At 63.2% G+C, this 26,556-nt stretch carries 21 protein-coding genes; 16 read left to right on the top strand and 5 right to left on the bottom strand.

Annotation, left to right across the window (positions count from 1 at the left end; translation table 11 throughout):
• Positions 1 to 4: 4 nt before the first annotated feature.
• The 3 genes from OZY47_RS07150 to trxA all read right to left on the bottom strand — a co-directional run bounded on the left by OZY47_RS07150 (position 5) and on the right by trxA (position 4,295).
• The gene (locus OZY47_RS07150; protein ID WP_277177649.1) at positions 5 to 2,095 is read right to left on the bottom strand and encodes a BspA family leucine-rich repeat surface protein; all 2,091 of its coding nucleotides are present in this window, start codon (positions 2,093 to 2,095) and stop codon (positions 5 to 7) included.
• A 576-nt stretch (positions 2,096 to 2,671) separates the two neighbouring features.
• A complete protein-coding gene (locus OZY47_RS07145) occupies positions 2,672 to 3,652 on the bottom strand; it encodes a G5 domain-containing protein (RefSeq protein ID WP_277177648.1) in 981 nt (326 codons plus the stop codon).
• A gap of 292 nt (positions 3,653 to 3,944) precedes the next feature.
• Positions 3,945 to 4,295: a thioredoxin gene (gene trxA / locus OZY47_RS07140; RefSeq protein ID WP_277177647.1), complete on the bottom strand. Its 351-nt coding sequence runs from the start codon at positions 4,293 to 4,295 to the stop codon at positions 3,945 to 3,947.
• Positions 4,296 to 4,446: 151 nt separating this feature from the next.
• Here trxA and OZY47_RS07135 point away from each other — a divergent pair, with 151 nt between their 5' ends.
• The 6 genes from OZY47_RS07135 to OZY47_RS07110 all read left to right on the top strand — a co-directional run bounded on the left by OZY47_RS07135 (position 4,447) and on the right by OZY47_RS07110 (position 12,386).
• The gene (locus OZY47_RS07135; RefSeq protein ID WP_277177646.1) at positions 4,447 to 5,079 is read left to right on the top strand and encodes an NUDIX hydrolase family protein; all 633 of its coding nucleotides are present in this window, start codon (positions 4,447 to 4,449) and stop codon (positions 5,077 to 5,079) included.
• A gap of 239 nt (positions 5,080 to 5,318) precedes the next feature.
• Complete coding sequence (locus OZY47_RS07130) at positions 5,319 to 6,182, top strand: alpha/beta hydrolase (protein ID WP_277179208.1); 864 nt, start codon at positions 5,319 to 5,321, stop codon at positions 6,180 to 6,182.
• A gap of 59 nt (positions 6,183 to 6,241) precedes the next feature.
• The gene (nudC, locus tag OZY47_RS07125) at positions 6,242 to 7,330 is read left to right on the top strand and encodes an NAD(+) diphosphatase (protein ID WP_277177645.1); all 1,089 of its coding nucleotides are present in this window, start codon (positions 6,242 to 6,244) and stop codon (positions 7,328 to 7,330) included.
• Between the two features lie 212 nt (positions 7,331 to 7,542).
• Positions 7,543 to 9,081, top strand: a complete 1,539-nt coding sequence (locus OZY47_RS07120) for a L,D-transpeptidase family protein (protein ID WP_277177644.1) — start codon at positions 7,543 to 7,545, stop codon at positions 9,079 to 9,081.
• A 127-nt stretch (positions 9,082 to 9,208) separates the two neighbouring features.
• Positions 9,209 to 9,640, top strand: coding sequence for a glycine cleavage system protein GcvH (gene gcvH / locus OZY47_RS07115; protein WP_277177643.1), 432 nt, complete (start codon positions 9,209 to 9,211; stop codon positions 9,638 to 9,640).
• Positions 9,641 to 9,914: 274 nt separating this feature from the next.
• On the top strand, positions 9,915 to 12,386 hold the full coding sequence (locus tag OZY47_RS07110) for a prolyl oligopeptidase family serine peptidase (protein WP_277179206.1): 2,472 nt from the start codon (positions 9,915 to 9,917) through the stop codon (positions 12,384 to 12,386).
• A 69-nt stretch (positions 12,387 to 12,455) separates the two neighbouring features.
• Here the strand turns inward: OZY47_RS07110 and OZY47_RS07105 are convergent, their stop codons facing one another.
• Positions 12,456 to 13,001: a hypothetical protein gene (locus tag OZY47_RS07105; protein WP_277177642.1), complete on the bottom strand. Its 546-nt coding sequence runs from the start codon at positions 12,999 to 13,001 to the stop codon at positions 12,456 to 12,458.
• A 168-nt stretch (positions 13,002 to 13,169) separates the two neighbouring features.
• Here OZY47_RS07105 and OZY47_RS07100 point away from each other — a divergent pair, with 168 nt between their 5' ends.
• The gene (locus OZY47_RS07100; RefSeq protein WP_277177641.1) at positions 13,170 to 14,207 is read left to right on the top strand and encodes a 3-isopropylmalate dehydrogenase; all 1,038 of its coding nucleotides are present in this window, start codon (positions 13,170 to 13,172) and stop codon (positions 14,205 to 14,207) included.
• A 62-nt stretch (positions 14,208 to 14,269) separates the two neighbouring features.
• Here the strand turns inward: OZY47_RS07100 and OZY47_RS07095 are convergent, their stop codons facing one another.
• Entirely contained in the window at positions 14,270 to 14,434 is a 165-nt protein-coding gene (locus tag OZY47_RS07095; RefSeq protein ID WP_277177640.1) for a hypothetical protein, read from the bottom strand.
• Positions 14,435 to 14,859: 425 nt separating this feature from the next.
• Here OZY47_RS07095 and OZY47_RS07090 point away from each other — a divergent pair, with 425 nt between their 5' ends.
• The 9 genes from OZY47_RS07090 to OZY47_RS07050 all read left to right on the top strand — a co-directional run bounded on the left by OZY47_RS07090 (position 14,860) and on the right by OZY47_RS07050 (position 26,361).
• Positions 14,860 to 15,429, top strand: a complete 570-nt coding sequence (locus tag OZY47_RS07090; RefSeq protein WP_277177639.1) for a TM2 domain-containing protein — start codon at positions 14,860 to 14,862, stop codon at positions 15,427 to 15,429.
• 9 nt (positions 15,430 to 15,438) lie between these two features.
• A complete protein-coding gene (locus OZY47_RS07085; protein WP_277177638.1) occupies positions 15,439 to 16,677 on the top strand; it encodes a lipoate--protein ligase family protein in 1,239 nt (412 codons plus the stop codon).
• Between the two features lie 73 nt (positions 16,678 to 16,750).
• The gene (locus OZY47_RS07080) at positions 16,751 to 17,464 is read left to right on the top strand and encodes a Crp/Fnr family transcriptional regulator (RefSeq protein ID WP_277177636.1); all 714 of its coding nucleotides are present in this window, start codon (positions 16,751 to 16,753) and stop codon (positions 17,462 to 17,464) included.
• 184 nt (positions 17,465 to 17,648) lie between these two features.
• A complete protein-coding gene (locus tag OZY47_RS07075) occupies positions 17,649 to 19,967 on the top strand; it encodes a transglycosylase domain-containing protein (protein ID WP_277177635.1) in 2,319 nt (772 codons plus the stop codon).
• Positions 19,968 to 20,291: 324 nt separating this feature from the next.
• The gene (locus tag OZY47_RS07070) at positions 20,292 to 21,131 is read left to right on the top strand and encodes a DeoR/GlpR family DNA-binding transcription regulator (RefSeq protein ID WP_277177634.1); all 840 of its coding nucleotides are present in this window, start codon (positions 20,292 to 20,294) and stop codon (positions 21,129 to 21,131) included.
• The gene (galT, locus tag OZY47_RS07065; RefSeq protein WP_277177632.1) at positions 21,128 to 22,375 is read left to right on the top strand and encodes a galactose-1-phosphate uridylyltransferase; all 1,248 of its coding nucleotides are present in this window, start codon (positions 21,128 to 21,130) and stop codon (positions 22,373 to 22,375) included. Before OZY47_RS07070 ends, galT begins: the two co-directional genes overlap by 4 nt.
• A gap of 59 nt (positions 22,376 to 22,434) precedes the next feature.
• On the top strand, positions 22,435 to 23,706 hold the full coding sequence (gene galK / locus OZY47_RS07060) for a galactokinase (RefSeq protein WP_277177630.1): 1,272 nt from the start codon (positions 22,435 to 22,437) through the stop codon (positions 23,704 to 23,706).
• 223 nt (positions 23,707 to 23,929) lie between these two features.
• Positions 23,930 to 25,108, top strand: coding sequence for a thiolase family protein (locus OZY47_RS07055; RefSeq protein ID WP_277177628.1), 1,179 nt, complete (start codon positions 23,930 to 23,932; stop codon positions 25,106 to 25,108).
• Complete coding sequence (locus tag OZY47_RS07050; protein ID WP_277177627.1) at positions 25,105 to 26,361, top strand: hydroxymethylglutaryl-CoA reductase, degradative; 1,257 nt, start codon at positions 25,105 to 25,107, stop codon at positions 26,359 to 26,361. Before OZY47_RS07055 ends, OZY47_RS07050 begins: the two co-directional genes overlap by 4 nt.
• Positions 26,362 to 26,556 lie beyond the last annotated feature (195 nt).

The following is a 26,556-nucleotide window of genomic DNA, read 5'->3' as shown; positions in this document are numbered from 1 at the left end:
TGGGTCAGTGGCGGGATCGGCGGTGTTGGGCGTAGGCGGTGGTGATGATGGTGAGGACGGTGACGGCGGCGAGAAGGATGAGGTTGTCAGCCTGCCAATGTTGGCCGGTCAAGGGGAGCTTGTTGACCGTGGGTGTGACGAGCTTGACGGTGACCGAAGTGGTGTTGGCCTTGTTCTCGACGCCGGCCGGGTGGTCCGGGTCGGTGCCGTCGCCGTCGGCGTTGTCGTAGACCTTGACGGTCGCCTCCCGGCCGTCCAGAGCCACGGTGGAGGGCACATCCTCGGCGAACGATCCGTCTGCGCCGCTGACGATCGACCCGTTGGATCCGGAGGGTAGGGGGTTGCCGTCGCCGTCCGCGCCGCTGGTCGAACCGTCGGGCCAGGTGATGGTGATGCGGTCGCCGGCCTCGATGGTGTTGTCGGGTTGGGCGACGCTGTCGCCGCTGGTGCGGACCATGCCCTTGATGCTGGCCTTGACCCCGGGGGCACTGGTGGGGACGCGCCCGCCGACGTGTGATTGGAGGCCGGGGGCGACGGTGTCGATGGTGAGTTTGGTGCGTGGTGAGGATTCGGCGCTGGTGGTGTTGTCCTTCTGGGTGAGCGTGCTGGTGAACCACCAGGAGACGCCGGTGCCTATCTTGTCCTTGGGGTAGGGGTTGGCGGCCGTGGTGTAGTCGGCCTCCCAGTCGGCGTCCTCGGGCGCGGTGGCGGTCGCGCTGGTGGTCTTCTCGCTCTGGGACGCCGTCCCGTGTGCGCCGCCGGTCTGTGTGGCGTAGGGGTAGGCGGTGAACTGGTCGCCGTCGAGCGTGCCGCCGGGGAACGTGCCGTGGATGGTGAGCGTGCCGTCGGTGTGCGGGGTGGCCTTGCTCACGCCGGGCGGTTTGATGGTCTGCCATTGGGCGGTGAGCTTCTTGCCGGGCACGGTCCAGGGGATTGTCCAGCCGGGCGCGTGCTTGCCGCCGTCGCCGTCCTTCCAGCCGTTGAGCCGGCTCTGGGCTTTGGTGGCGGTGGAGCAGGCGGGCGTGCCTGGCACCGCGTCGTGGCACGACGAAATGTTGCCCCCGGACGCGTCATAGGTGGCGGGCACTAGGTACACCCAGGTCGTGCCGGTCGGCTGGGCCGCGGTGGCGATGTCGAAGCCGCGGATGTAGGTGGCGTAATCACGCGACATGTACACGGGCGTCTTCACCGCGCAAACCGTCTGGTAGTAGCCGTGCGTCGGGTCGTCCGGGCAGCGGGCGAAGGTCCAGTCGTGGAACAGGCCACCGCGGTCCACGTCCCAATAGTCACCCCAGCCGGAGTCACGTCTGTGGGATATGGCGGTGAACCGCATGTTCGGGCCCACCTTGATGCGGTGGAGGTTGGTGCAGCCCGCCATGATGGCGCGGGTCTTGCCGCTGCGCTCGTCGCCGCGCAGGTCCCACCCGCTGATGTCGAGGGACTCCAGCGACGAGCAGCCATAGAGTAGGTATGTCATGTCCGTGGCCTGGGCCACGCTCCACCTAGACAGGTCCAGCGTATGCCCGTTGGGCGTGGACTCCCCGCCATGGTCCGGCTTGCCCACCAGCGCCGTATCGCCTTGGAGCATGCTGGCGAAAGTCGTCACCGCGCCCGTCTGCCAGCCCTCGATGTCCAGGTCGGTGAGTTTGGGGCAGTTGCGGAACATGTAGCTCATGTTGGTGACCAGGCTGGTGTCCCACTGGCCGAGTCCGGTGACCTCGGTGAGGTTGGCCTGGTCGTGGAACATGTAGCCCATGTTCGTGGAGGTACTGGTGTCGAGATGGGTGACGTCCGCGGTCCTCAGGCCGGGCAGGAAGTAGGTGTCGAAGATTCCGTAGCCGCTGGTGAGCTTCACGGAGCCGTTGCCGGCGGGCGCGTCGACGACTAGCTTGCTGACGCCGGGGTCCTTCCATGGGATGTGGCTGCTGGTGCTGTCGCCGGTGGTTCCGGTGTCGGGGATGGTGCCATATTCGAGTTCCAGGACGCAGTCGTTACCATTGACGTGCTCGTTCCACGTCAGCGTGCCCCAAGTATGGTCGCCGGGCTGGTTGCATGTCGCGGACTGTGGGCCGGCTGAGGGGTTTGACCTATTCAATGGTGATAATCCGGACGAAACGCCGGATTGGGACTGGGGGAAAGCGGGATTCTGCTGGGAGGTTCCCTCGGAGTTCTGTGAGAGCGATCCTGCTGCGTCAGATGAGGGTGAGGACGCTGGGTTTTCGGACTTGGGCGAGGGAACGCTTTCTGATGTCAGATCCGCGGGGGGGGGTAGATTTCGGTGCTATTTTCTTTGGCGCCCGCCAAAGGCGACGCTATTGCCAGCGCGAGGACGGCGGAAATGGCCGTGAAAGCGCAGACCAACCGATTGCGTCCAGCCATAGAAAACACCGTGTCCTTCCATAATTTTTGTACTAAAAATTAGCGTTAACAGGTCAAATTGTAACATTAAGTATGACTAAACTGGCCTGAAATTCTGAAAAGTATGACAAATAATTTTTACATTATCAGACTGTAAAACGATGGAACTTTGCTGTTCGGGCGGCTCAGAGGATCTTGGTCAATCGATATACAAAAGAACCGCTCCATCAATGGGGATGAAGCGGTTCCTTTGATAAAACTGAAACAGGCTGCCGAGCTAAACGATGCTTAGCGAAGCCTAGCCAGCGAAAACTCAGTAGCTATGAGCGCTCTGCCAGTGGGCGTAGGCACCTTGCACCGAGCCGTAGCGGTCGTTGCAATAGCCCCAGAACCACTTGAGCTGCGTCTGGTAGTTGGTGGCCCAATCGGCGCCGGCGCTAGCCATCTTGCTACCGGGCAGAGCCTGGGGCAGTCCGTAGGCACCCGAAGGATTCTGCGCGTCGACACGCCAGCCGGACTCGTGGGTGATGATGTAGACCGTGGCGCTGAAGTCCTCTTCGGTGCCGCCGTTGGCGAGCAGATAGTCATGAGCCCACTGCTGCATCTCGCCGACGGGAACGGTGGTGCCGATTGAGGCGCTTGCGCCGCCCGCGCCAGTGCCCACCAGCACGACCTCATCGGTGGGGGCCTGCTTGACGAAGGAGGTGAAGACATTGGAGGAGATGACCTTGCCGCCGGCGCGGGTGATGAGGCTCGTGGTCTCCATCACGCCTTCCTGGCCCTTGGTCTCGACCTTCTGCTGGCCCTTGGGCAGCGATGAGGTCTCCTTCTTGATGGTGTTGAAGCCGATGGCCTCGTCGGAGGTCTTGAGGTCGGAGCCGGCGCGGTCGATGGAGATCGTGGTGGACTCGGTGACCTTACTCGTGAGCTTCGGCTTGATCACGTCGCCGGGCTCGAGGGTGATGTCGCCCTGGTCGAGCACGGACTTGACGTCGGTGAAGTTGGAGCCGACCACCGCGCGCACCTTGCCGTTGATCTTCACGGTGACGTAGGAGGAGCCGGGCTTGCCGCCGCGCAGGTCCTCACGGTCGGTGCCGCGCGAGACGTTCAACGCGTTGGGGTCCGTGGCCGAATAGGCGGTGACGTGGTTGGCCCTGTTCTGGGCGTAAAGATTGGAGGAAACGATGCCGCCACCGATGAGGGCGGCCACCACAGCCATTGACGCTGCAATCTTCAGCCACTGGCGTTTGCTCAGCGACCGTAAGGTCTTGGTCTGTTTGCGGTGGTTTGCCATTGCGCTCCTTGGTTCATTGCGTTGCGGACCATCTCTCAAAAGCCAACATTCATCACGATCCGCTTGATCGTTGTTCAATTATCGCGACGCCACGAAGCGCCGGCCTCAACCGCCCATGCCGATGGGCTTCACTGCACAGGTAACGTATCTATGGCCTTCACGCCATAACCAGTTGAAAATTCTATCGCCCACGTTTGACAGATTTTCACCCTTCGGAGGTGGCCAAACATGGGCGATAGGTCTAGTTTTTTGTCGTTGAATTATGCTGGTAATGCCTTGTTTCTCAGGTTTCTCAGGCGTTCGCGCCCGCCTCGGCCTTCACGTCGAGCGAGCGGGCCTTGCTGATCAGCTCGTCGAGGTCGGAGGCGCGCAGGGCGCCGGCCTGCTTGAAGATGACCTGCCCCTTCTTGGTGATGAGCAGGGTGGGCACGGCCTGGATCTCGGCCGCGGTGGCCAGCTCCTGGTTCTGGTCGATGTCGACCTTGCCGAAGACGATGTCGGGGTTGGCCTCGCTGGCCTTCTCGAAGACGGGGCCGAAAGCCTTGCACGGGCCGCACCAGGTGGCCCAGAAATCAACGAACACCAGCTCGTTGCCGGTGATGGTCTCTTCAAAATTCTTTGCCGTCAGGGTTTGCGTTGCCATGAGTGGCTCCTTCCGCCGTGCTTCCTTCCGTGCGCGTTGCCCGGATGAGAACGTAACCTCAGTCTCGCAGGAATCCCCAACAAAGCTAAGCTTGGGACGAAACGGGGCGCGTTGCCTATCGCGCGTCGTGAGCGACACGGATAATGGAACCATGCCAGTCTTGAATGATGAGGTCCCTGACGAGGGCGATTTCGACGCGGGACGCCGCCGTGGTGAGTTCGATGGGATTACGCCCGAGGATTTCGTGCGTGGTTCGGGCAACGGGAACCCTCCCGGGTGGCTCTCGGCCCATGAGATCGACGAGGTGCGCGCGAAGATGCCCATCGTCTACGTCGAGGTGGTGCCGGTGCGCTGCGACGACCTGGGGCGTATCAGCGAGGTGGGTTCCCTGCTTCGCGTGCGCGACAACGGCTCGCCGGAACGCACGCTGATCACTGGGCGTGTGCTCTTCCACGAGTCCATCCGCGAGGCCATCGCGCGCAACATCGGCAAGGACCTGGGCGAGTTGGCGCTGCCGAACCTGCCGCAGAGCCTGCAGCCCTTCACCGTCGCCGAGTTCTTCCCGACGCCGGGCATCTCGGAGTTCTACGATCCGCGCCAACACGCCATCGCGCTGTGCTACGTGGTGCGCATCTCCGGCGATTGCAAGCCGCTCGACTCCTCGCTCGACGTGGAGTGGTGCTCCGTGGGCGACAAGAAGATGGAGACGTTCATCGACCAGATGTCGGGCGGGCACGGGCAGATCGTGCGCCGCGCGCTGGCCTGGGGCGGCATCTACCGGTAGGGTTTGCCAGGTTGCTCGGGTCGCGCTGCGTAACCAGCCGGGTTGCGTGGGGGTATGCGTATATGCATTTATATATGTATATGTATGGCTACGCGGAATGACGACAGATACCGATTTTGATATCAGCTTTGGTATCGGGCCGGCAAGTCTTGATTTGTGGTATCGCCTGATATTATCGCGTCGCCGAATCCGCGATGTGGACGGATATCAATACGGATATGAATGAAGGTAGTGGAGAGTTGAACATCAACATACGCAACACCGTTTACCGCTCGGGCGCGGGCGTTCCTCTTATATTGCTGCATGCCTTCCCGGTCGACCACAGGATGTGGGGCGAGTGCGCCCGCGAGGTCATCCGCCAGTGCGATGAGCGCGGCTTGGAGCCCATGCCGGTCTGGGCCCCCGACATGCCGGGCGCAGGCGATGCGCCGATACCCGACGACGCCTCAAGCGGCCCGGTGGCCGAGGATGGGGCCTATGCCGAGGCGCTCGACAGGCTTGCGGAGGCCTATGTCTCGATGCTCCACGCACGCGGGTTCAGCAAGGCCATCTGGGTGGGCCTTTCGATGGGTGGCTACCTCGCGCTCGATATCCAACGCCTTTACCCAGGATCCGTGGCGGGCCTCGCCCTGTGCGACACCACGACGGCGGCCGACAGCCCCCAAGCCCGCAGCAACAGGCTCGCCGTGGGGCGCCAATGCGTCGGCAGCGACACCGTCGAACCGGTGATGCACTTCGCCAGCCCGCAGCCCGGCGACTCGACGGTCAAGCGCGGCATGGACTTCCAACGGCTTTTGGCCGGGTGGATACGTGAGCAGACGCCAGAGGGTGTGGCATGGCGTGAACGCATGGCCGCCGGGAGGCGCGACATGGCCGACGTGCTCGCCACCGTCACCGCGCCCGCCCTGCTCGTCAGCGGCGAGAACGATCCGTCGAGCCCGCCGAAGGTGATGCGTCCGTTCGTCGAGAAGATGATGTCCACAGATTCGTGCTTCGTCGCCATCCCTGATTGCGGTCATTTCAGCGCCGTGGAGCGGCCGGCCGCGGTGGCCGAGGCGCTGGTCGGCCTCGTGGCCCGCGAGCAGGCCGGCGACAAGAGATAAACGAAGCGATAGACGGCAGTAGTACTAGAAAATCCAAGAGCATGATGCAAAGGAAACCCATGAACGCAACGTTTTCGCCATTGGCATTGACTCAGGCCCTGCCATTCCTGCCGATGGCGCGCGGCGACCTCGACACCCAGACCGAGCGCAGGACGGACCCCGAGGTCATCGCAACAGCGCTGTCCGACCCCAAGACCACGGTGATTCTGCTGCGCGACGGGCTTCTCGCCGTGCCCGACGGACAGGCCGAGCGCGTGGATTACCAGAGTGCGAAGATACGCCTCGCTTCGCTGCCCAGCGAATACGTGGCGAAGGCGTTGGCTGGCGCGGGTTCCAAGGTGCTGCCGATCTTCTTGGGCGCGAGCGGCGGTGCCGAACCCCACGACGTGGTGGCGGTGGATGTCTCCGCGCTCGGTGATGACGCGGATTCCTCGGATTCTTCTCATAACGAACAAGGCAATAACTGGCAAACTTCAAATTCCGCCTCCGCCTCGACCACCCTGTTCGAACGCGCCATGGAACGCTTCGACTGGGTCTCGCTGCACGGCTTCGCGCCCCACGCCTCGGCCCGCGAGGTGGGCTGGGCCGTGCCGGCGGTCGCGCTGAGCATGTGGCATCGCTCCCAGCGGCATTGCTCCCTGTGCGGCTCCCTGGTGCGCCCGGCGCTGGCCGGCTGGGCCCAACTCTGCTCCAACCCGAGCTGCGAGCACACCTCCAAGCCCCTGTTCCCGCGCATCGAGCCCGCCGTCATCGTCTCCATCGTCGATCACGCCGACCGCCTGCTCCTGCAGCACAACCGCGCCTGGCCCAACCCCGCGCAGTTCTCGGTGTGCGCCGGGTTCGTGGAGGCCGGCGAGAACCTCGAGCATGCCTGCCGCCGCGAGTCCCGCGAGGAGACCGGCCTCGAGCTCGGCGAAGTGAAATACCTCGGCTCGCAGCCCTGGCCGTTCCCAGCCTCGCTTATGGTCGCTTTCAAAGGCCAGGCGCTCGGCACCGACGTGGCAGTGGATGGCAACGAGACCGTCGAGGCCCGGTTCTTCACGCGCGCCGAATTCACCCAGGCGCTCGCCACCGGCGAGATCGCCGTGCCGGCCACCGACACCATCGCACGCTACATGATGGAGGAGTGGTACGGCCAGAAGCTCTGAGGTGGTTTGGGCTGGTTTTGAATTCATGCCGAGTCTGGTCCCGGATCAGCCACGGGTCGTGTCCCTGCCTTTGACGTCGGACGACGCGCGGGGGATGTCAAGCGGGCCCATATTTTGTAAGGCAAATGTGAGCTATCTCATGTTTTCCAGACCTTGACGGTCATATCGTGGAGATATTCTAGATATTTGGAAAAGGTGAGAAAGGATTCGACGTGACAGAAGGCTACGGCGAAGGCGAGGCTTTGACGGAAGAGTTCAGCGCCGCGGAAGTGAACGCTTTGGGCGAGGGCATGCACGCGGGGCCACAGAAGTCCAAGAAGAAGATGGCGATCATCATCGCCGTGGCGGTTCTGGCCGTGCTCATCGTGGCTTTTGTGGCCGCGTTCTTCACCGCCCGTTGGTACTACCAAGACAAGGCGGCGCCCGGCGTCACCCTCGGCAACGTGAAGGTCACCGGGCAGAACGCCTCCCAGCTCAAGTCGACCGTCAACCACGAGATCAAGGCCTCCACCGTCACCGTGCGCGACGCCAAGGGCCACAAGGTCAAGGCGACCCTCGCTGACCTCGGCGTCAAGCCCAACGTCAACCAGACCGTCAAAGACCTGCTCAATGCAAAAAGTGGCAACGATCTGGTGAAGGTCAACCCGTTCTCCAAGGATCATGTGCCGCTGGCCGCGCAGACCAACGACCTTGACATGCAGTCCTATCTCACCAAGCAGTTCGTGGCCTCCGACAAGCAGGCCGTGCCCTCCACCATCAGCTTCGACGGCGGCCGGGGCGTCTTCGTGGCCACCGAGGGCCGCGGCGGCATCTCCCCGCAGTCCACGCCGGTCAAGCGCTCCATCTCCACGCTCATCGCCGATCCGGGGCAGGCGCGGAACGTCTCCATCGGCTATAAGAACATCGACATGCCCGTCTCCGTGGCCAACGCCAACCAAGCGGCCAACGAGGCCAACAGGCGGCTCAACAACCCCATCGTCATCAACAACGGCGACGCCGGCAGCTTCAATGTGCCCGGCCCGCAGCTCGCCTCGTGGATCAAGCCGAACGTCAACATGGGCAAGGGTGTCATCACCCTCAACTACGACAAGCAGGCCATCCAAAGCTACGCCAACTCCGAGGTGCCCAAGCAGCTCAACCAGGACATGGTCTCGCAGGTCGACGTGGTCGACGACACCGGCAAGGTGCTCGCCACGATGACCAAGGGCGTCAACGGCGTGAAGGTCAAGGACGCCGACTCCGTGGCCAACCAGGTCTACAAGGCGCTGAGCGACGCGCAGCCGGCCACCATCCAGTCGCCGGCCGACATCGCCAAGTTCGACGTGCAGCAGAAGAAGTCGGAATACCGTGTGGTGGTCGACAAGTCCTCCCAGACCGTCTCGGTCTACAAGGGCGACCAGGTCATCAGGACCTTCCCGGTGTGCACCGGCGCGAGCGGCGGTGATGAGACCGATAGCGGCAACTTCTTCATTTATCTCAAGTATCGCGTGCAGGATATGCGCGGCCTCAACAACGACGGCTCGCACTATCTCTCGCCCGGTGTGAAGTGGGTCAGCTACTTCAACGGCGGCGAGGGCTTCCACACCGCCAGCTGGAACTACGGCGGCATCGCCCGCGGCGACCCCTCCAACGTGGGCTCGCACGGCTGCGTCAACATGTACGAGGCCGACGCCGAGTGGATCTACGACAACTGCCCCGAAGGCACCTTCGTGCAGGTGGTCGGCAACCAGCCGAGCGGTCCGGTTCGCTAGATCCGGGGTTCTGCCCATCTTCCTTTAACCAAGGCCAGCATGGTGATTCGGTTTCGCTTCGGCGTCGCCGTGTTCGCCGCTGGCCTTTTCATTTCGTATGACGGCCGTTATGGGTTATTCTGAGGCAATGAGCGAAAACGAAGCAAACAACACGAAATCCCCCTCCAAGGTGAGCCTCGACGTGCCCGACCAGCTGCGCTACGCCGCCGACCACGTGTGGGTCGACGAAAGCGACGGCGAGCTGGCCGTGATCGGCATCACCGAATACGCCGAGACCCAGATGGGCGACATCGTCTACGTCGACCTGCCCGAGCCTGGCACCGAGGTGCGCGCCGGCGACGAGATTGTGGAGATGGAGAGCGCCAAATCGGTCGAATCGCTGATTTCCCCGGTGGAGGGCACCGTGCGCTACGTCAACAACGCGGTGGCCGACGACCCGTCCGTCATCAACAACGACCCCTATGGCGAAGGCTGGATCCTGAAGATCGAGTTGGACGATGACGAGCCCGATCTCTTGGACGCCGACCAATACGCGGCGCTGCTGCCCCAAGACAAGTAGAGCGAGTAGCGGACCCGCGGGCCAGATTGGCACGGGCGCGTATAGTCTGTTGCTTATGACAGACGAGATGCGCAAAGGCGAGGTCAAGGCCGCTCCCGGCCGGAACAATGACGGCGATACCGATGCCACCGAGGCCGCTGGTGCCGTTGATATTGCTGGTACCGCTGACATCACCGGCACCCGCGAGGCGGCGGCCGCCAAGGTGCCCCGCGCCCTCAGGATTCCCAGCGTGCGCACGGTTCACGGCGACACCTTCGTCGACCCCTACGAGTGGATGCGCGACAAGCAATCCCCGCGGCTGCGCACCTATGTCAAGGAACAGAACGAGTATTTTCGCGCGCGGACGGCCGGTCTCAAAACGCTCAAGGAGACCTTGTTCCAGGAGCTCAAGTCGCGCGTCAACGAGACGGACATGTCGGTGCCGACCCGCATGGACGGCTTCTGGTATTTCACCCGCATCCAGCAGGGCGGGCAATATGCCGTGCAATGCAGGCTGCCGATCAGCGGGCCCGATGACTGGAACCCGCCGAAAGTCGCGGCCACGGACGCGCCCGGCTCCATGCCCGGCGAGGAAGTCGTCTTCGACCCCAACATCGAGTCGAAGGGCCACGAGTTCTTCCGCCTGGGCGGGCTCGACCTGAGCAAGGACGGGCGCTGGCTGCTCTACGGCGTCGACGTCACCGGCGACGAGCGCTACGATTTCCATATTCGCGACCTGCGTGACGGCACCGAGCTGCCTGAGGTCTTGAAAGGTATCGCCGGAGCCTGCTTCACTCCCGACGGACGTTGGATTTTCTATACGTTGCTCGATGAGGCGTGGCGGCCGAATGCGGTGATGCGCCATCGCGTCGGCGCGCCGGTGGGGGAGGACGTCGAGGTCTTCCTCGAGCCGGACGAGCGCTTCTGGGTGGGCGTCGGCATGAGCTTCGACGAGCGCCATATCGTCATCGGCAGCTCGTCCAAGACCACCAGCGAGGTGCTGATGCTGCCGGTGGAGACGCCCGACGGCGAGTTCCGGGCGTTCATTCCGCGGCAAGAAGGCATCGAATACGACGTGAGTTTCGCGCGCTTCGAGGGCGCGGGGCCCGATGGCGTCGATATTCCTCTGGCGCTGGTCTATCACAACGCCAACAATCCGAATTTCGAGATCGACGTGGTGAATCTTGACGCTCACGAGCCGCCCTATCGTCTCGGCGAGGGCACCGTGGTGGCCGTCGGCTCGCCGTATGGCTGTGAGCGTGGCGACGAGGCCGAGGCCGGGGCTGGCGCGAAACGCGTGGACACGCCTTGGATGTGCGACGGGAATCCCGCCGTTCTGCAGGGCGCTCGCGGGCTGGGCATCGAGGGCATCGCGATGCATAAGAATTTTGTGGTGTTGAGCTATCGAGCCGGCGGACTGCCGCATGTCGCGGTGATGACCAAGGAACAGGCCGCGAAGGACTTCTTGGCCGGGCGGCCTTGGTCGTTCCGTGAGTTGGTGCCGGGAGTCGGGATGGTTGACGCCGTGGCGGGTGGTGTGCATAATGCGCATGGCTCATCTGATGGCAATGGCGCCCATCTCTACTCCATCAGCGTCGGCGGCAACCCCTCGTACGAGGCGCCGCGTATGCGCTATACGTTCTCGAGCTACACCACTCCGGGCCAGCTGCACGAGCTCGACCCCGGCACTGGCCACGACACCCTGCTCAAGGAAGTCAAGGTGCTCGGCGACTTCGATTCCGCCGATTACCGCGAACGCCGCGTCTGGGTCACCGTGCGCGACGGGGAGCGGGTGCCGGCCTCGCTGGTCTGGCGGGCGGACCGGTGCGAACGGATGCGCGAGTTCGGCAATGATTCCTGTGGTGATGAGGCGCCGTCATTGACGCTGGAAGGCCGTTGGCTCTCCGGCGATAAACAGGGTGATGAAGCGCAAGCAAGTGCAATTTTTTCTTCTGAACCTGTCACTGAACCTAGTGCCAAGATCACGCCTGCACCTATGTTCATCACCGGCTACGGAGCCTACGAGGTCAGCTCCGATCCTGGCTTCTCGGTGGCCCGCCTGAGCATGCTCGACCGCGGCGTGCTCTACGTGGTCGCGCACGTGCGTGGCGGCGGCGAGATGGGCCGTGCCTGGTACGAGCAGGGCCGCAGGCTCAACAAGAAGCACACCTTCGAGGATTTCGTGGATGTCACCCGCGCCGTGGAGAACGCCGGCCTGGCCGACCCCAAGCGGGCGGTGGCCAACGGTGGCTCGGCGGGCGGCCTGCTGATGGGCGCCATCGCCAACATGGCCCCGGAGTGCTACGCCGGTGTGGAGGCCGATGTGCCCTTCGTCGACGCACTCACCTCGATCCTCGATCCCTCACTGCCGCTGACGGTCACGGAGTGGGACGAGTGGGGCGACCCGCTCCACGACAAGCGCGTCTATGACTATATGAAGTCCTACACGCCTTACGAAAACGCGCCATTTGGCCCGTGGCAGGGTAATGGTGACGAGAATGGTCACGACGACGAAATCTCGAGTGACGAAGCGAATAAAGCCAACGAATTCCCCAGGATTTTCGCCACTACGTCGATGAACGACACCCGAGTGCTTTACGTCGAGCCCCTGAAATGGATCGCACGCCTGCAATCGCAAGGTGTCGACGCGATGGCCCGCATCGAGGTGGAGGCCGGCCACGGCGGCGCTTCGGGCCGCTATCACCAGTGGCGCGAAGTGAGCGAGGAGAACGCCTGGTGTCTGAGCGTCATGGGCATCACCGAATGATCCGGTCGGTCGTCGCTGGCGATGTTGACATGTATCCGGGGCGTCGTCGTTTGCGCCTTTCCTATTGGTTCACGTGCGTTTGACGGCGTAAACCATCAGGGCCACGGTCACCAATCCCGTCCAGAACGTCCCTTGGACGATGCCGCCGCCGATGTTCGATGCCGGGAACATGCCCAAAACGACGAAGACCACGACCATCGGGGTGATCAGAAAGAGGCCGAGCAGGCCAATCGCGACGGGAAGGTTTTTGAGTGATTTGATGCTGCCGAAGAATGAGCCGCGTCGCCGCTGGCCCTGGTCGCTGAAGATCTGCGGATCGCCTTGCTCGTCGACCATTTCAGGGTCAGGGTCAGGGTCAGGGTCCGGGGCCGGGTCAGGGGTTGAGTTCGGGGCTGAATCCTCCTCTCCGGTGGCTTTGCTCATGTTGATATCCAGCTGGTCCTTGGCCGATGGAAAGGCCAGACTGAGAATCTTTGGCGTGAGGATGAACATGACGATCCAGAAGACGACGGTCGCCCAGAACGCGACGGCCTGCGTGTGGCCGCTGGGGAGAAAGCCGTTGATGTCCAGATTCGAGCCGGGAATGATGCCGTCCGTGCCTCTTGCCAGATACAAGGTTCCTCCCTCTTCGCGTTTTGTTATGGAAAGTATAGGTCCGCGATGTCAGGACGGCGGACACTGATATAAAAACCTGGTATGTCTGAGTCATGGCCGTTGTCTCAGGATGTCCATTTTTCGGACCATATAGTGGACACCTGTCGCAAGGCGCGTAGTGTCCAAGGCATGAGCACAAAAAAGAGTTATAAGATCGCCGTCATCCCCGGTGACGGCATTGGCAAGGAAATCATTCCACCGGCCCAAGCGGTCATGGAGAAGGCCACCGAAGGCGTGGCCGACTTCGAGTACGAGGATTTCGACCTCGGCGCGGAACGCTATCTGCGCGACGGCGCGATCCTGCCCGACGAGGAGCTGGAACGCATCAAGAAGACCGACGCCATCCTGCTCGGCGCCATCGGCGACCCGCGTATCCACGCGGGCGTGCTGGAGCGCGGCCTGCTGCTCAAGCTGCGTTTCTCACTTGATCAGTACGTGAACCTTCGTCCCTCCAAGCTTTACAAGGGCGTTGAGTCCCCGCTCAAGAACCCGGGCAATATCGATTTCGTTGTGGTTCGTGAAGGCACCGAGGGCATGTATTGCGGCGTCGGCGGCGCGATCCGCAAGGGAACCCCGCAGGAGGTGGCCACCGAGGTCTCCACCAACACGGCCTATGGCGTCGAGCGCGTGGTGCGTTACGCCTACGACCTGGCGATGAAGCGCAGGAAGCGCATCACGCTGGTTCACAAGAAAAACGTGTTGGTCAACGCCGGCGACATGTGGCAGCGCATCGTCGACAAGGTGGGCGAGGAATATCCCGAGGTCAGCCACGACTACCTGCATATCGACGCGACCACCATCTTCATGGTCACCGACCCGAGCCGTTTTGACGTGATCCTGACCGACAACCTCTTCGGCGACATCATCACCGACGAGGCCGGCAGCGTGGTCGGCGGCGTCGGTTACTCCGCTTCAGGCTGCATCAACGCCAGCAACGAGTACCCCTCGATGTTCGAACCTATCCACGGTTCCGCACCAGATATCGCCGGCAAGGGCATCGCCAACCCGACCGCCACCATCCTCTCCACCGCGATGCTGCTGCGTCACTTGGGCATGGATGAGCCGGCCGAACGCATCGAGAAGGTCGTCGAGGCTGATATCGCCGAAAACGCGAAGAAGCAGCGCACCACCGCCGAGGTTGGCCGTGACATCCTCGCTCGGCTCTAGTGGCTTGAGACGATAGGAGGAAGTGCCCGGCGCGAATCAACCTCGCACCGGGCCGGCCCTAACTATCGCCTGCGGCACCTCCAGATGACGATCAGCCCGTAACCGATGACGATCGCGAGCAGCACGTCAACCGTCGCGTTATCCGCGTTGGCCGCCAGAACGACGACCAGCGCCACGATGGCCTGGATAGCCTCGGGGTAGTCAGAACCCTTCCTGTTCTTAGGCATTTCGATACCTAACCTTTTGTGTGGCCGCGCCACGATGGACGCGGCGAGGTCATGCGACCGAAGAGCCGCACGGAAGCGTCCCGCGCAAACAGGACGCGACAGGCTCATCCTATCGTGAAAGAGGAATATACCCTTGAGAGGTGTTATACTTATGTTGTCGGTTGTGGCATCGCAAACCTTCCGGATATTTAGGCGGCAATAGAGCTTTTACCAGAAGGGGTCGCAACCGATATTAGGCATGAACCTAACCTTTTGTAAGGCCGTGGCCCCGATGCCTGGAAACAGGTATCGGGGCCGAGGTGTATCGGGTTCAGGTCGTCAGCGTGGTCGCCGCTCCTCAACACCCCTCTGTAATCCGTGTAACCCGTGGTCGCGATTGGTCGGCAAGAACCGTCATTCCGGGCTTTGGGCTAAACTCGATGATTATGGACAATCTGCAACAAAATCAAGGCACGCAGCCTACCGGTCAACAGAGCCCGGTGGCGTTGCCCAGCCAGCCCAACACCTCCAATTCGTATGCCGGCAATCAAGGCCAGCGGCAGGCCAATTATGGCCAGCAGCCAAACTACAGCCAGCCGCAGTCCCAGCCGAATTACACCCAGCCACAGCAGCCTCGGCCCAATTACAGCCAGCCTCAGCCGAACTACGGCCAGGCCAAGCCCAATTACGGCCAGCCTGGGCAGGGTCAGTATGCGGCGGGCAACGCGCAGTACGCCCAGCAGCCCCAACAGCCGGTGTATGTGAACCACAAAAGCAAGATCCTCGCGGGCATCCTGGGGATTCTTTTCGGTTCCCTCGGCATCCACAACTTCTACTTGGGCTTCTACGGCAAGGCCGCGGGCCAATTGGCGTTGACGGTGTTGCTCGGATGGGTGTTCGGCCTTGGCGCGCTCGCCGCCGAGATCTGGGGTTTGGTCGAAGGCATCCTCATCCTGAGCTCGCATTATGGCTCGAAATGGCACCGTGACGCCAAAGGCGTTGAACTGGCCGATTGACGCCAGTCGATGCGCGGTGAATACAAGACTCCGGGTGGCAAGCTGGTGGCCGTCAACATCGAGGTCGACGGCTCCGGCCTGCCGGTCTCATGCGTGATCGATGGCGATTTCTTCATCGACACGGATGATGATGATGATGACGCCCAGGCGCTCCTCGCCCAACTGGGGAAGGCCTTGGTCGGGGGTTCCTCGCTTGAGGATGTTTTCGCCGCTCATCCCTCCACCACGTTGGTGGGCGCGGGCGCGCACGCCTTGCGCGAGGCGTATCGTAGGGCGTTCGCGAAAACGAACGTCGATTTGGATGGATCGAATGGCGAGGTGGCCGTCGGTCCGTCCTACGACACATCCATCAGCGCGCTCGACAATATACCCGGTAAGACGTCCGGCAAAGCACCAGACAAAACCGTAAAAAATGTCGCGCACGCTCCTTTGGACGCAAATCTGGATTCATTTTCCGCAAACTTTCAGACAGTCAAACCCGCCGGTGTCGAGTTTTTGACGGGCGCGGGCGACGCGGATATCGAGAAGCATAAAATTTTACGTCAATGGCACCTGCGCTGGAATTCCCTGCGCCCCAAGGTCGTCGTCGACAGTCCCCGGTCACCCGCCGAGCAGATGGAGGTCGACGCGAGATGGGCCCGCGAGGTCGCCGAGGGGGAGCGCCCCGCCACGCTGCGCTTCTGGAACTGGTCGGGCCCCGCGGTGGTGGTTGGCCGCTTCCAATCCATCGACGACGAGGTGGACCTCGAAACGGCGCGACGCGAGGGATTCGAGGTGGTTCGGCGGCCCACAGGAGGCGGCGCGATGTTCGTGGAGCCGGCGGGCGTCATCACCTTCTCGCTCTACGTTCCCAGCGCGTTCGTGGAGGGCATGAGCGTGCCGCAATCCTACGAGTTCCTTGACCTGTGGCTCGTCGAGGCGCTGCGGGAGCTTGGCCTTGACGTCGGCTTCTCGGGGATGAACGACATCGCCTCGTCGCGTGGCAAGATCGGCGGCACGGCCCAACGGCGATACCCCTCGCGCGACGGCTCGGGCGGCTCGATCCTGCACCACGTCACCCTTGACTACAGCATCGATGCAGGTAAGATGAGCAGGTTGCTCAAAACGTCGCCTGAGAAGCGGCGCGACAAGGCCGTAAAATCGGCCGTAAAATCCGTCGACCCGCTCAAACGGCAAACCGGCATGACCCGCGGCCAACTCGTCGCCCACCTAGTTTCGCGCGCGTCAAGACGGTACAATATTAATTAGTTCTGATTTGATAAAAGGTACAAAGGTACGACACATACTTTTTAACCGAACGGCATCTGGAGGTGTGACGATCGTGGCGAAACCGAACGAGATTTCGGAGGAAAAGAACGAGCTGTTGCAGACGGCTCTCTTCAAACATGTCTCTCCTGCCGACGCGGAAGAGCTCTTGCCCCATATGAAGCACGCGCAATTCGACAAGAACGACTACATATTCCGTGAGGGATCCACGGACCAGCGCATGTATATCCTCGAGCGAGGCAGGGTCAAGCTCATCCGCGAGGCGAGCGACAACCGCGTGCAGCTGCTGAGCATCCACACGCGCGGCGAGTTCCTGGGCGAGATTCCGGTCTTCGACCCCACGGGCGGGCCGCGAACCGCGTCGGCCGTGGCCATGCGCAACGGCACCCAGGTCGGCTGGATCGAGCACGATACGCTGTTCGCCTGGCTCAACAAGCATCCGCGCGTGGCCGTGGACATGCTGCAGGTGATGGCCAACCGCATGCGCGCCAACAACGAGCAGATCTCCGACCTCGTCTTCATGGACGTGCCCGCGCGCCTGGCCAAGACGCTGCTCGACCTCGCCACCCGCTTCGGCGAGCCGGTGGAGGCTGGTGTCAAGGTGCCGCACGACCTCACCCAGGAGGAGATGGCCCAGCTGGTCGGCTCCTCGCGCGAGACCGTGAACAAGGCGCTGATGGACTTCGCCAACCGTGGGTGGATCGCCCGCGACGGCCGCGCCATCATCATCTACCAGCCCGGTATGCTCATCAGGCGCTCGCGCCACTGAGCGGGTCGTCTCTGATCAACTCAGTTTTTCGCACTTTCCGCGCCGCGTGATGGCGTGTAAAACGCTGGATGCCAATCACCTGGTATCCAGCGTTTTTTCAGACTCACCGGGCGAGCCTATCCGCCGGTGGCGAAAGCGGCGCGAGGCCGCGCGTCAGTAGAGGCGGTCATTTAGAATAAGCCTCATGTCTGAATCGAACAATCTCACCGTGCGGCGGGTGCTTGCCCTGCTGCTGACCTACGTCACCCTGTGCTTCGCCGGTGGCGTCGTCGGTGGATTGTTCTTCGTGCCCGGCGTGATCGGCGCCAACAACGTGGCCCGCGCCATCGTCCCGTCGCTCAAGATCGAGGGCATCGACTTCGACGTGACCAGCCTGCCGCAGCGCTCCACGCTCTACGCCTCCGACGGCACCACCGTCATCGCCTCGTTCTACGCGCAGAACCGCACCGTCGTGCCGCTGCGCAAGATCTCCAAGCCCATGCAGCAGGCCGTGGTGGCCCGTGAGGACCGCCGCTTCTTCGAGCACGCGGGCGTGGACGTGCAGGGCGTGCTGAGGGCCTTCATCCAGACCTTCGTCAAACGAGGGGCCACCCAGGGCGGCTCGTCGCTCACGCAGCAATATGTGAAGAACGCGCTGATGGTGCAGGCGCGTGAGAACGACGACCCCATCGCCGAATACCATGCCTCTGAAGACACGATCGCGCGAAAGATACGCGAGATGCTCATCGCCGTGCAGATAGAGAAGCAGTATTCCAAGGCCGAGATCCTGCAGGGCTACCTGAACATCGCCCAGTTCGGCAACAACAATCTTTATGGCGTCGAGACGGCGGCCAACCGCTACTTCGGCATCCACGCGGCCGACCTCAACGTGGGCCAGGCGGCCACCATCGCCGCGATCACCAAGAACCCGGCGCAATACGACCCCTCGATTCCGGCCAACCAGCCCGAGGCTCAGAAGCAGCGCAACATCGTGCTCGACCTCATGCTCCAACAGGGTTACGTCTCGCAGGCCGACCACGACAAGTTCCGCGCCGAGCCCATCCAGAACACGCTCAACCTGCAGGACAGCACCACCAACATCGGCTGCCAGTCCGCCGGCGACGCGGGCTTCTTCTGCGACTACGTCACCAAGCAGATCCTCAACTCCCCGGAGTTCGGCAAGACCACCACGGAGCGCAACAAGCTCCTGACCGAGGGTGGCCTCAACATCTACACGACCATGGATGTGCACGCCAACGCCGACGCCATGGAGGCCGCGCGCGACACGATCCCCATCGATGACTCGAGCCACTTCGAGGTGACCATGGCCGCCATCCGGCCGGGCACCGGCGAGGTGCTGGGCTTCGGCATCAACCGCATCTACGACGCCACTGATGCGGCGAAGGGCAGCGAGGAACGCACCGCCGTCAACTACGCCGTCGACGAGAAGAACGGTGGTGGCACCGGCTGGGGCGTGGGCTCCACATGGAAGCCCATCAACCTGGTCGCCTGGATGCAGCAGGGCAAGTCCATCACCCAGCAGCTGCGCCTGAGCACCTATTACCCGGTCGGCTCGTTCGCCTGCGCCAACTATCCGGGCCAGTCCTTCGGCTGGAACGTGCACAACTCCGAGGGTGGCAGCGCCAGTGTGGAGTCGCCGCTGCAAGGCCTTATCCGCTCGCACAACACCACCCAGGCCGGCATGATCCAGCAGATCGGCCTGTGCTCGGTGGCTGACGCGGCCAAGTCGATGGGCTACCACAACGCCTCCACGGTCAACTCCGACATCACCTCGCCCGAATCGCTCGAGACCTTCAACGGCCCCATGGCCATCGGCTCGGTCAACGCCGATCCGCTCACCATGGCCAACGTCTACGCCACGCTGGGCGCCAACGGCGTGGAGTGCACGCCCATCGCCCTGAAGAAGGTCGTCTCCAAGTCGGGCAAGTCGCTCAAGGTTCCCAGCGCCAACTGCCACCAGGCCATCTCGCCCGAGATCGCGCAGACCGCCTCCTACGCCTTGAACCAAGGCGTGGTCCAGCCGGGAGGTGAGGCGTCGATGACCCAGCTGGACGGCGGGCGCAAGACCTTCGCCAAGACGGGCACCAACGAGGACACCTACATGACCACCGCCGGCTTCGTGCCCAACCAGGTGGCCACCTTCGTCACCGTCGGCAACGCCGAGCACCAGGAGAGCTTCAACGGCAAGGTCATCAACCACAAGTCCTACGGCACCTGGTACGGCATGTACATCGCCACCCCCGCGTGGAAAGAGTTCATGAACCGCTACCTCGCCGACGCGGGCATCCCGATCGACAACAACTACGGCAACCCCGACCCGAAGTACATGGGCGGCGCGTCGTCGAGCTCCGGAGGCACCGGCAACACGGGCGGCAACAATTACAACTACAACAACATGAACAACGGCAACCGCAACATGAACGTCGCCCCCAACAGCAACGTCACCGGCGGCATGACCGGAGGCGGCACCACGGGGCAGACCCCGCCCGGCACCACCCAATGATGGCGCTCGCGCGCCGCGTGGCAGCTCCGCTTCTGGCGGGTGGCCGCGCGGCGCGTTTTGCGTTTGCGTGGGTTGTGCAGGATGCTTGTGCTGCGTGGTGCGTGTGTTTAACCTGTTGTGTGGCACACGTGGTGCGTGGTAATGGTTTTCGATTCCTGGATGATTATCCGTCGGAATAGAACGTATTACGAATGTTAGAATATCGAAAGTCAACGTGACGTTTTGTGAGCCTACTTCTCGTCGATGTTCGCAAAACACGGCTTTTCGGCCCCGAAACGCTCAATCAAGTTTGTTTGCTGCGTGTATTTGTGCGATAATGTTCGCATGATTTCTTCACAGCGGCAGCATCTCATTCTCAGCAGGTTGCGCACCCGAGGAGCCGTGCGTATCACAGCGTTGTCAAAGGAGCTGGGCGTCTCGGCCATGACCGTGCGCCGCGACATCACCGATCTGGCCGACAAGGGCCTGCTCAAGCGCGTCCATGGCGGGGCGGTGACCACGAGCACGCTGCTGAGCGAGCCGCTCTTCTCGGTGAAATCCCAGATGGACATCGGCCTGAAGGACTCGATCGCCCGCGAGGCGGTGAAATACGTGGCCCCCGGCGACGTGATCGCCATCGGCGGCGGCACCACCTCCTACATCTTCGCCCAGCACCTGCTCGAATCGCAGCGTGCCAGCGGCATCACCATCCTCACCAACTCCATCCCCGTCGCTGAACTCGTGCAGGCCCTGGAGTCAAAGGACGTCGAGGTGATCGTCACCGGCGGTGTGATCACCCGCTCCAACTCGTTGGTCGGCCCCATCGCCGACAAGGTGATCGAATCCCTGCGCGTCAACACCGTCTTCCTCGGCACCCACTCCGTCTCCGTGCCGCGCGGCTTCCTCATGCCCAACTCGCTCGAGGCCGCCACCGACATGTCGATGATGGACATCGCCGACAAGACCGTGATCCTGACCGACCACACCAAGTGGAGCTGCACCTCGCTTTCCCTCTTCGCCCGCTTCGACCAGGTCGATACCCTCATCACCGACGACGGGCTCGACGCCGCGTCGATGGCCGAGACCAAGAAACTGGTCAACAACCTCGTCATCACCCACCAGAACGTCGCGCCCAAGGACGCCACATCGAAGGATGCCGCGTCGAAGAAGAAGGCCGAACGATGAGCGGTTTCGCATATTACAAGCCGGGCGACTATGCCCGCGAGCATATTCGCGTCACGCCGACGACGCTCGCCGATGGCCGCGATTTCTTCTATATGGACGACGACCCCGAGTACGTCAGCGGCGCCAAAACGCGCGAGCTGCATGACCCGCGCCCCCTGGCCGACCGCTTCGCGCCGCACCTCGACGCCGAGGGCCACGAGGTGCCCTACGCCGAGCCGATCATGCGCCGCGACCCGTTGACTGGCGAATGGATCCCCATGGCCAGCGCCCGCATGAACCGGCCCATCACCGCCGGTGCCGGAGCCACCGCCAAGGGCAACCCGCTGGCCGCCCGCAAGCCCGGCGATCCCTACCAGGACGGCGAGGTGCCCGACAGCGATTACGACGTCGTCATCTTCGAGAACCGTTTCCCCTCCATGGTGCGCGTGCCCGGCGTGCCCGACACGACCACCTACGTCGACGGCGACAAGCTCTGGGAGCAGCGGCCCGCCTCCGGGCGGTGCGAGGTGATTTGCTTCGACCCCGACGAGAAGGGGCTGCCGGCCGACCTGCCCGTCTCCCGCCTGCGCACGGTGGTGGAGGCCTGGGCCTTCCGCACCTCCGAGATCTCGCATATGGAGGGCATCGAGCAGATCTTCCCCTTCGAGAACCACGGCGCAGAGATCGGCGTCTCGCTGGCCCATCCGCACGGCCAGGTCTATTGCTACCCGTTCATCGCCCCCAAGCTGGAGGCGGAGTTGAAGCACACCGAGGCTTACCACGAGCGCACCGGTGGCAACCTGCTGCGCGACATCATGCGTGGCGAGGTCGAGGCCGGCACACGCCTGGTGATGCGCAACGCGAGCTGGGTGGCCTATGTGCCCTCAGCCGCGCGCTGGCCCTTGGAGGTGCATGTGGCGCCGGTGCGCGACGTGCTCACCATCGACGAGCTCAACGACCAGGAACGCTGGGATTTGGCGCAGATGTACTCCACGCTCCTGAAACGCGGCAACGCCTTCTTCGATAAGGGCGACGGCAAGGGCATGGACCTGCCCTATATCGCCGCTTGGCACCAGGCCCCGATCCACGACCCGAGGCGGGCCAACTACCGGCTCAACCTCCAGTTCTTCTCGTTCCGCCGGGCCGCCAACAAGATCAAATATCTCGCCGGCTCGGAATCGGGCATGGGCGCGTGGGTCTCCGACACCACGCCGGAGCTCATTGCCAAGCGCTTCCACGAGCTCGGCGCGGTGGATATCGGCTGAAGGCTGGTCGATTCGTCCACTCGTCGATTCGTCAATATTCATTTCAAGGAGGAAATCGAATGGCCAACACAAGCACGCAAGGCCAACCCGTGCAATACCTGCCGACGCTGGAGCACGATGAGGGCGTCGCGGCGGCGACCAAGCTGTTCGCCGTGACGTTTGGCACTGAGCCCTCCGGCGTCTGGTCGGCTCCCGGGCGCGTGAACCTCATCGGCGAGCACACCGACTACAACGCCGGCCTGTGCCTGCCCATCGCCTTGCCGCACCGCACATTCATCGCCGTGCGCCCGCGAGAAGACACGACGGTTCGTCTCGTTTCCGATTTGGGTGACGGATCCGTGGCGCAAGTTGAGCTTGGTGGTCTCAAAGTGTTGGGTGTCAAGGGCTGGGCCGCCTACCCGGCCGGCGTGGCGTGGGCGTTGCGCGAGAGCGGGCACGGCGAGGTGCGTGGCTTCGACGCCGCGTTCGTCTCCTGTGTGCCTGTTGGCGGCGGACTGAGCTCATCGGCGGCGATGACCTGCTCCACCGCGCTTGCGCTCGATGACCTCTACCAGCTTGGTTTCGGCGGCGATGACGAAGGCCGCGTCACCCTGATCAAGGCGGCGATGATGGCCGAGAACGACATGGCTGGCGCCTCCACCGGTGGCCTCGACCAGAACGCCTCGATGCGCTGCACCCCCAACCACGCGCTGCTGCTGGACTGCCGCCCCGAACTTGACGCGCTGCACAGCGTCTCGCAACAGTCCTTCGACCTCGATGCGCTCGGCTTGGAGCTGCTCGTGCTCGACACGCAGGCCAAGCACCAGCTCAACGACGGCCAATACGCCAACCGTCGCTCCACCTGCGAGCAGGCCGCCAAGACGCTCGGCGTCGCCAACCTGCGTGTGGTGGCCGATGAGGTGGCCGCCTCCTCCGACCAAGCGCAGGCTCTCATGGATGTGCTCGGCCAGCTGTCCGATGAGACGATGCGCAGGCGCGTGCGCCACGTCGTCACCGAGATTGGGCGAGTCCGCTCGTTCGTCACCGCCTTCGCCGCGGGAGATGTGGCCGAAGCCGGCCGTCTCTTCAACGCCTCGCACGATTCGCTGGCCCATGATTATGAGGTCACCGTCCCCGAGCTCGACGTCGCCGTGGATGTGGCCCGTCGCTCCGGGGCCTACGGTGCCCGCATGACCGGAGGCGGCTTCGGTGGCTCCATCATCGCCTTGGTCGACAAGGGCCAGGGGCGCCATGTGGCGCAGCATATCGCCGACGAATTCGCTCTCCGTGGATTCCATGCCCCGCGTGCCCTGGCCGCGGTCGCCTCCGATTCCGCTCGTCGTGAGGCTTGAGGTTTGAAGCCTGAGACTTCAGCTGAGAGATATGAGTTGTGAATTGTGCGATGAGACGTGAGGTTTTCATGAAGAAGCGTAATGCGACGAAACGCGCCGATTTGTAGAAGTCGTGACACTCGTAAAAGGGTTGTGAAGCTGTGTGGAGATGGCGTCACAACCCTTTTGCATATCTGCCGGACGCCGGTAACCTTCCACTGTTAACGGCCTGAATGGGAGATGTATGCGCGTGGTGAAGGATACCAACGAGAATGATGTGGTGATCGCGGCGGCCCGCCGCACCCCGACCGGCAAGTTCCAAGGGAAGCTGAGCGTCCTCGACGCCGTCGAATTGGCGACGGGCCTGACGAAACGTATGCTCGACGAGGCGAATGTCGCGCCCGAGGCGGTCGACCAGGTGGTGCTCGGCAACGTGCTGGCCACCGGCCTCAAGCAGAACGTGGCGCGTCAGGTGCAGCTCAAGACGGGCATGCCGCAACACGGCACCGCGATGGTCGTCAACCAGGTCTGCGGCTCCGGGCTCAAGGCCGTGCGTCTGGCGCAGAGCGCCATCATGATGGGCGATGCCAACGTCGTGGTGGCCGGGGGAGTGGAGAGCATGTCGCGCGCCCCCGCCTACGCGCCGCGCGTGGGCAAGAACGAGTTCGACACCGACCATTGGCGTGACACGTTGCACCACGACGCGCTCAACGACGCGTTCGGCGGCTACGCGATGGGGGTCACCGCCGAGAACCTCAACGCCCGTTTCGGTGTCACCCGCCAGCGGCTCGACGAATACGCCTGCCAGTCCCAGCGCAAGGCCGACGAGGCTTGGCGCAACGGATACTTCTCTGATGAAGTTATCGCGGTCAACGACCTCCAATCCGACGAGACGATGCGGCCCGGTACCACCATGGAGGCGCTCGCCGGCCTGCGTCCCGCCTACGAATCCGACGGCCTGGTGACCGCCGGCAACTCCTCGCCCTTGAGCGACGGGGCGGCCGTGATGGCCGTCACCACCATGCGCCGCGCGCGCGACCTCGGGCTTGAGCCGTTGGTAGCGATTCGTGGCTACGCCGAGGTGGGGTATCGCCCCGACCAGATGGGTTACGCCACGATTCCGGCCATCCGCAAGGTGTTGGAGCGACAAGGCCAGAGCGTGGGCGACATCGACCTGTTCGAGGTCAACGAGGCCTTCGCCACCCAGGCGTTGCTCACCCGCGAGCAGCTGGGCATCGACGAGAATCGATACAATATTTCTGGTGGGGCCTTGGCCTTGGGGCACGCGCTTGGAGCCTCGGGGGCCAGGATTCTGACGACGCTGATCCATAATCTCCGTCGCACGGGCGCGGCGCTGGGCGTGGCCTCGCTGTGCGTCGGCGGCGGGCAGGGAATCGCGATGGAGGTCGAGAACATACGATGACGAAATTCTATGAGTTGACCACCGCGCAACGGCTCTCGCAGCTGCGTTCGCAAGGTGTGCTGGACGAAGGCGACATGGCCGTCCTGGCCGATTGCGCCGCCCTGCCTGGCGACATCGCCTCCAACATGGTCGAGAACCATATCGGCGCGTTCCCTGTGCCGCTGGGGCTGGCCGAGCATTTCCTCATCGACGGCGAGCGCTACCTGGTGCCGATGGCCGTGGAAGAGCCCTCGGTGATCGCCGCCGCCGGCAACGCGGCCCAACGTGTCGCCGCCAGTGGTGGGTTCCACACTTCCGTTGAACGCCGGGGAATCGTGGCGCAGGTCGTCTTCGCGAATGTCCCAGAAAGCCTTGATCTGCAAGGGTTTGTGGACGAGCATGACGTCCGGTTGCGCCAGGTCGCCCACGACGCGCATCCCTCGCTCGAGACCCACGGCGGCGGTCTGCGTTCCATCAGCACGCATAGGGGCGATGGTTTCGCCGAAATCGACCTTCTGATCGACCCGGGCGACGCGATGGGTGCCAATGTGGTCAACACCATCGCCGAGGCGGTCGCCGGTTATTGCAAGCGGGAACTGCCCGAGCTCGACCTGTTGATGGCTATCCTGTCGAACAAGGCCGACGTTCAGCGCGCTCGCAGCGAGGCCCGTATCGATGTCGACAATCTCGCGACCGGCAATATGGATGGTCGCCTCGTGGCCGAGCGCGTCGTGGAGGCGGCCCGGTTCGCCGAGGTCTCGCCGCTGCGCGCCGCCACGCACAACAAGGGCATCATGAACGGCATCAACGCCGTGGTCTTGGCCACGGGCAACGACACCCGCAACGTCAACGCCGCTGCCTACGCCGACCTCGACGAAAGCCGCAGAACGTGGACCCGCTGGAGTCTCGACGAGGCCGCGGGCCAGCTTGTCGGCTCGATTGATATTCCGCTGCCCTTGGGCTCCGTCGGCGGGGCGATGTCGGTGCTGCCGGCCGCCAAGGTCGTGCTCAAGATCCTGCGTCATCCCAGCGCGGAGCGCCTTATGGCGATTGTCGCCAGCGTCGGCCTGGCCTCCAACCTTTCGGCGATGCGCGCGCTGGTCACCAAGGGCATCCAGGCCGGCCATATGAACCTGCAATTCAAAAGCCTCGCGATCTCGGCCGGGGCCAGGCCCGATGAACTCGATGCCGTCGTCGCCGCCCTGCGCGCCGACCCTGCGCATGCCAGCCTTCGTGCGGCCAAGGACGTCTTGTCTGATATACGGCCGGACTGAGCGATTCGACTGAACGGGGAATGGCGAGGCGGCCAGAAGAATCGACCGGAGGGGCCGCCGAACTGTTCGCCCAACGAAGAATGTCAATCGTCTCGTCCGTATCGCCGAGTGTCTCACTCCATGTTTTGGTCGGTAATACGAATGTCATTTGGTCGCTGCACATCGTGAGGTTTGGTCGCTGACGGCGTGTCGACT

It is taken from the genome of Bifidobacterium sp. ESL0790, assembly GCF_029395435.1.
GTDB lineage: Bacteria > Actinomycetota > Actinomycetes > Actinomycetales > Bifidobacteriaceae > Bifidobacterium.
Note: the sequence above shows the minus strand (reverse complement) of the source record. Positions and strands in the feature narration are given on the sequence as shown.

Excerpts from the sequence above, each read along its gene's own strand:
- OZY47_RS07050 (WP_277177627.1), top strand. The coding sequence starts at position 25,105 with ATGACGAAATTCTATGAGTTGACCACCGCGCAACGGCTCTCGCAGCTG.
- OZY47_RS07100 (WP_277177641.1), top strand. The coding sequence starts at position 13,170 with ATGAGCACAAAAAAGAGTTATAAGATCGCCGTCATCCCCGGTGACGGC.
- OZY47_RS07145 (WP_277177648.1), bottom strand. The coding sequence starts at position 3,652 with ATGGCAAACCACCGCAAACAGACCAAGACCTTACGGTCGCTGAGCAAA.
- galT (WP_277177632.1), top strand. The coding sequence starts at position 21,128 with ATGAGCGGTTTCGCATATTACAAGCCGGGCGACTATGCCCGCGAGCAT.
- OZY47_RS07090 (WP_277177639.1), top strand. The coding sequence starts at position 14,860 with ATGGACAATCTGCAACAAAATCAAGGCACGCAGCCTACCGGTCAACAG.
- trxA (WP_277177647.1), bottom strand. The coding sequence starts at position 4,295 with ATGGCAACGCAAACCCTGACGGCAAAGAATTTTGAAGAGACCATCACC.
- gcvH (WP_277177643.1), top strand. The coding sequence starts at position 9,209 with ATGAGCGAAAACGAAGCAAACAACACGAAATCCCCCTCCAAGGTGAGC.
- galK (WP_277177630.1), top strand. The coding sequence starts at position 22,435 with ATGGCCAACACAAGCACGCAAGGCCAACCCGTGCAATACCTGCCGACG.
- OZY47_RS07055 (WP_277177628.1), top strand. The coding sequence starts at position 23,930 with ATGCGCGTGGTGAAGGATACCAACGAGAATGATGTGGTGATCGCGGCG.
- OZY47_RS07070 (WP_277177634.1), top strand. The coding sequence starts at position 20,292 with ATGATTTCTTCACAGCGGCAGCATCTCATTCTCAGCAGGTTGCGCACC.
- nudC (WP_277177645.1), top strand. The coding sequence starts at position 6,242 with ATGAACGCAACGTTTTCGCCATTGGCATTGACTCAGGCCCTGCCATTC.
- OZY47_RS07075 (WP_277177635.1), top strand. The coding sequence starts at position 17,649 with ATGTCTGAATCGAACAATCTCACCGTGCGGCGGGTGCTTGCCCTGCTG.
- OZY47_RS07085 (WP_277177638.1), top strand. The coding sequence starts at position 15,439 with ATGCGCGGTGAATACAAGACTCCGGGTGGCAAGCTGGTGGCCGTCAAC.
- OZY47_RS07110 (WP_277179206.1), top strand. The coding sequence starts at position 9,915 with ATGCGCGACAAGCAATCCCCGCGGCTGCGCACCTATGTCAAGGAACAG.
- OZY47_RS07135 (WP_277177646.1), top strand. The coding sequence starts at position 4,447 with ATGCCAGTCTTGAATGATGAGGTCCCTGACGAGGGCGATTTCGACGCG.
- OZY47_RS07095 (WP_277177640.1), bottom strand. The coding sequence starts at position 14,434 with ATGCCTAAGAACAGGAAGGGTTCTGACTACCCCGAGGCTATCCAGGCC.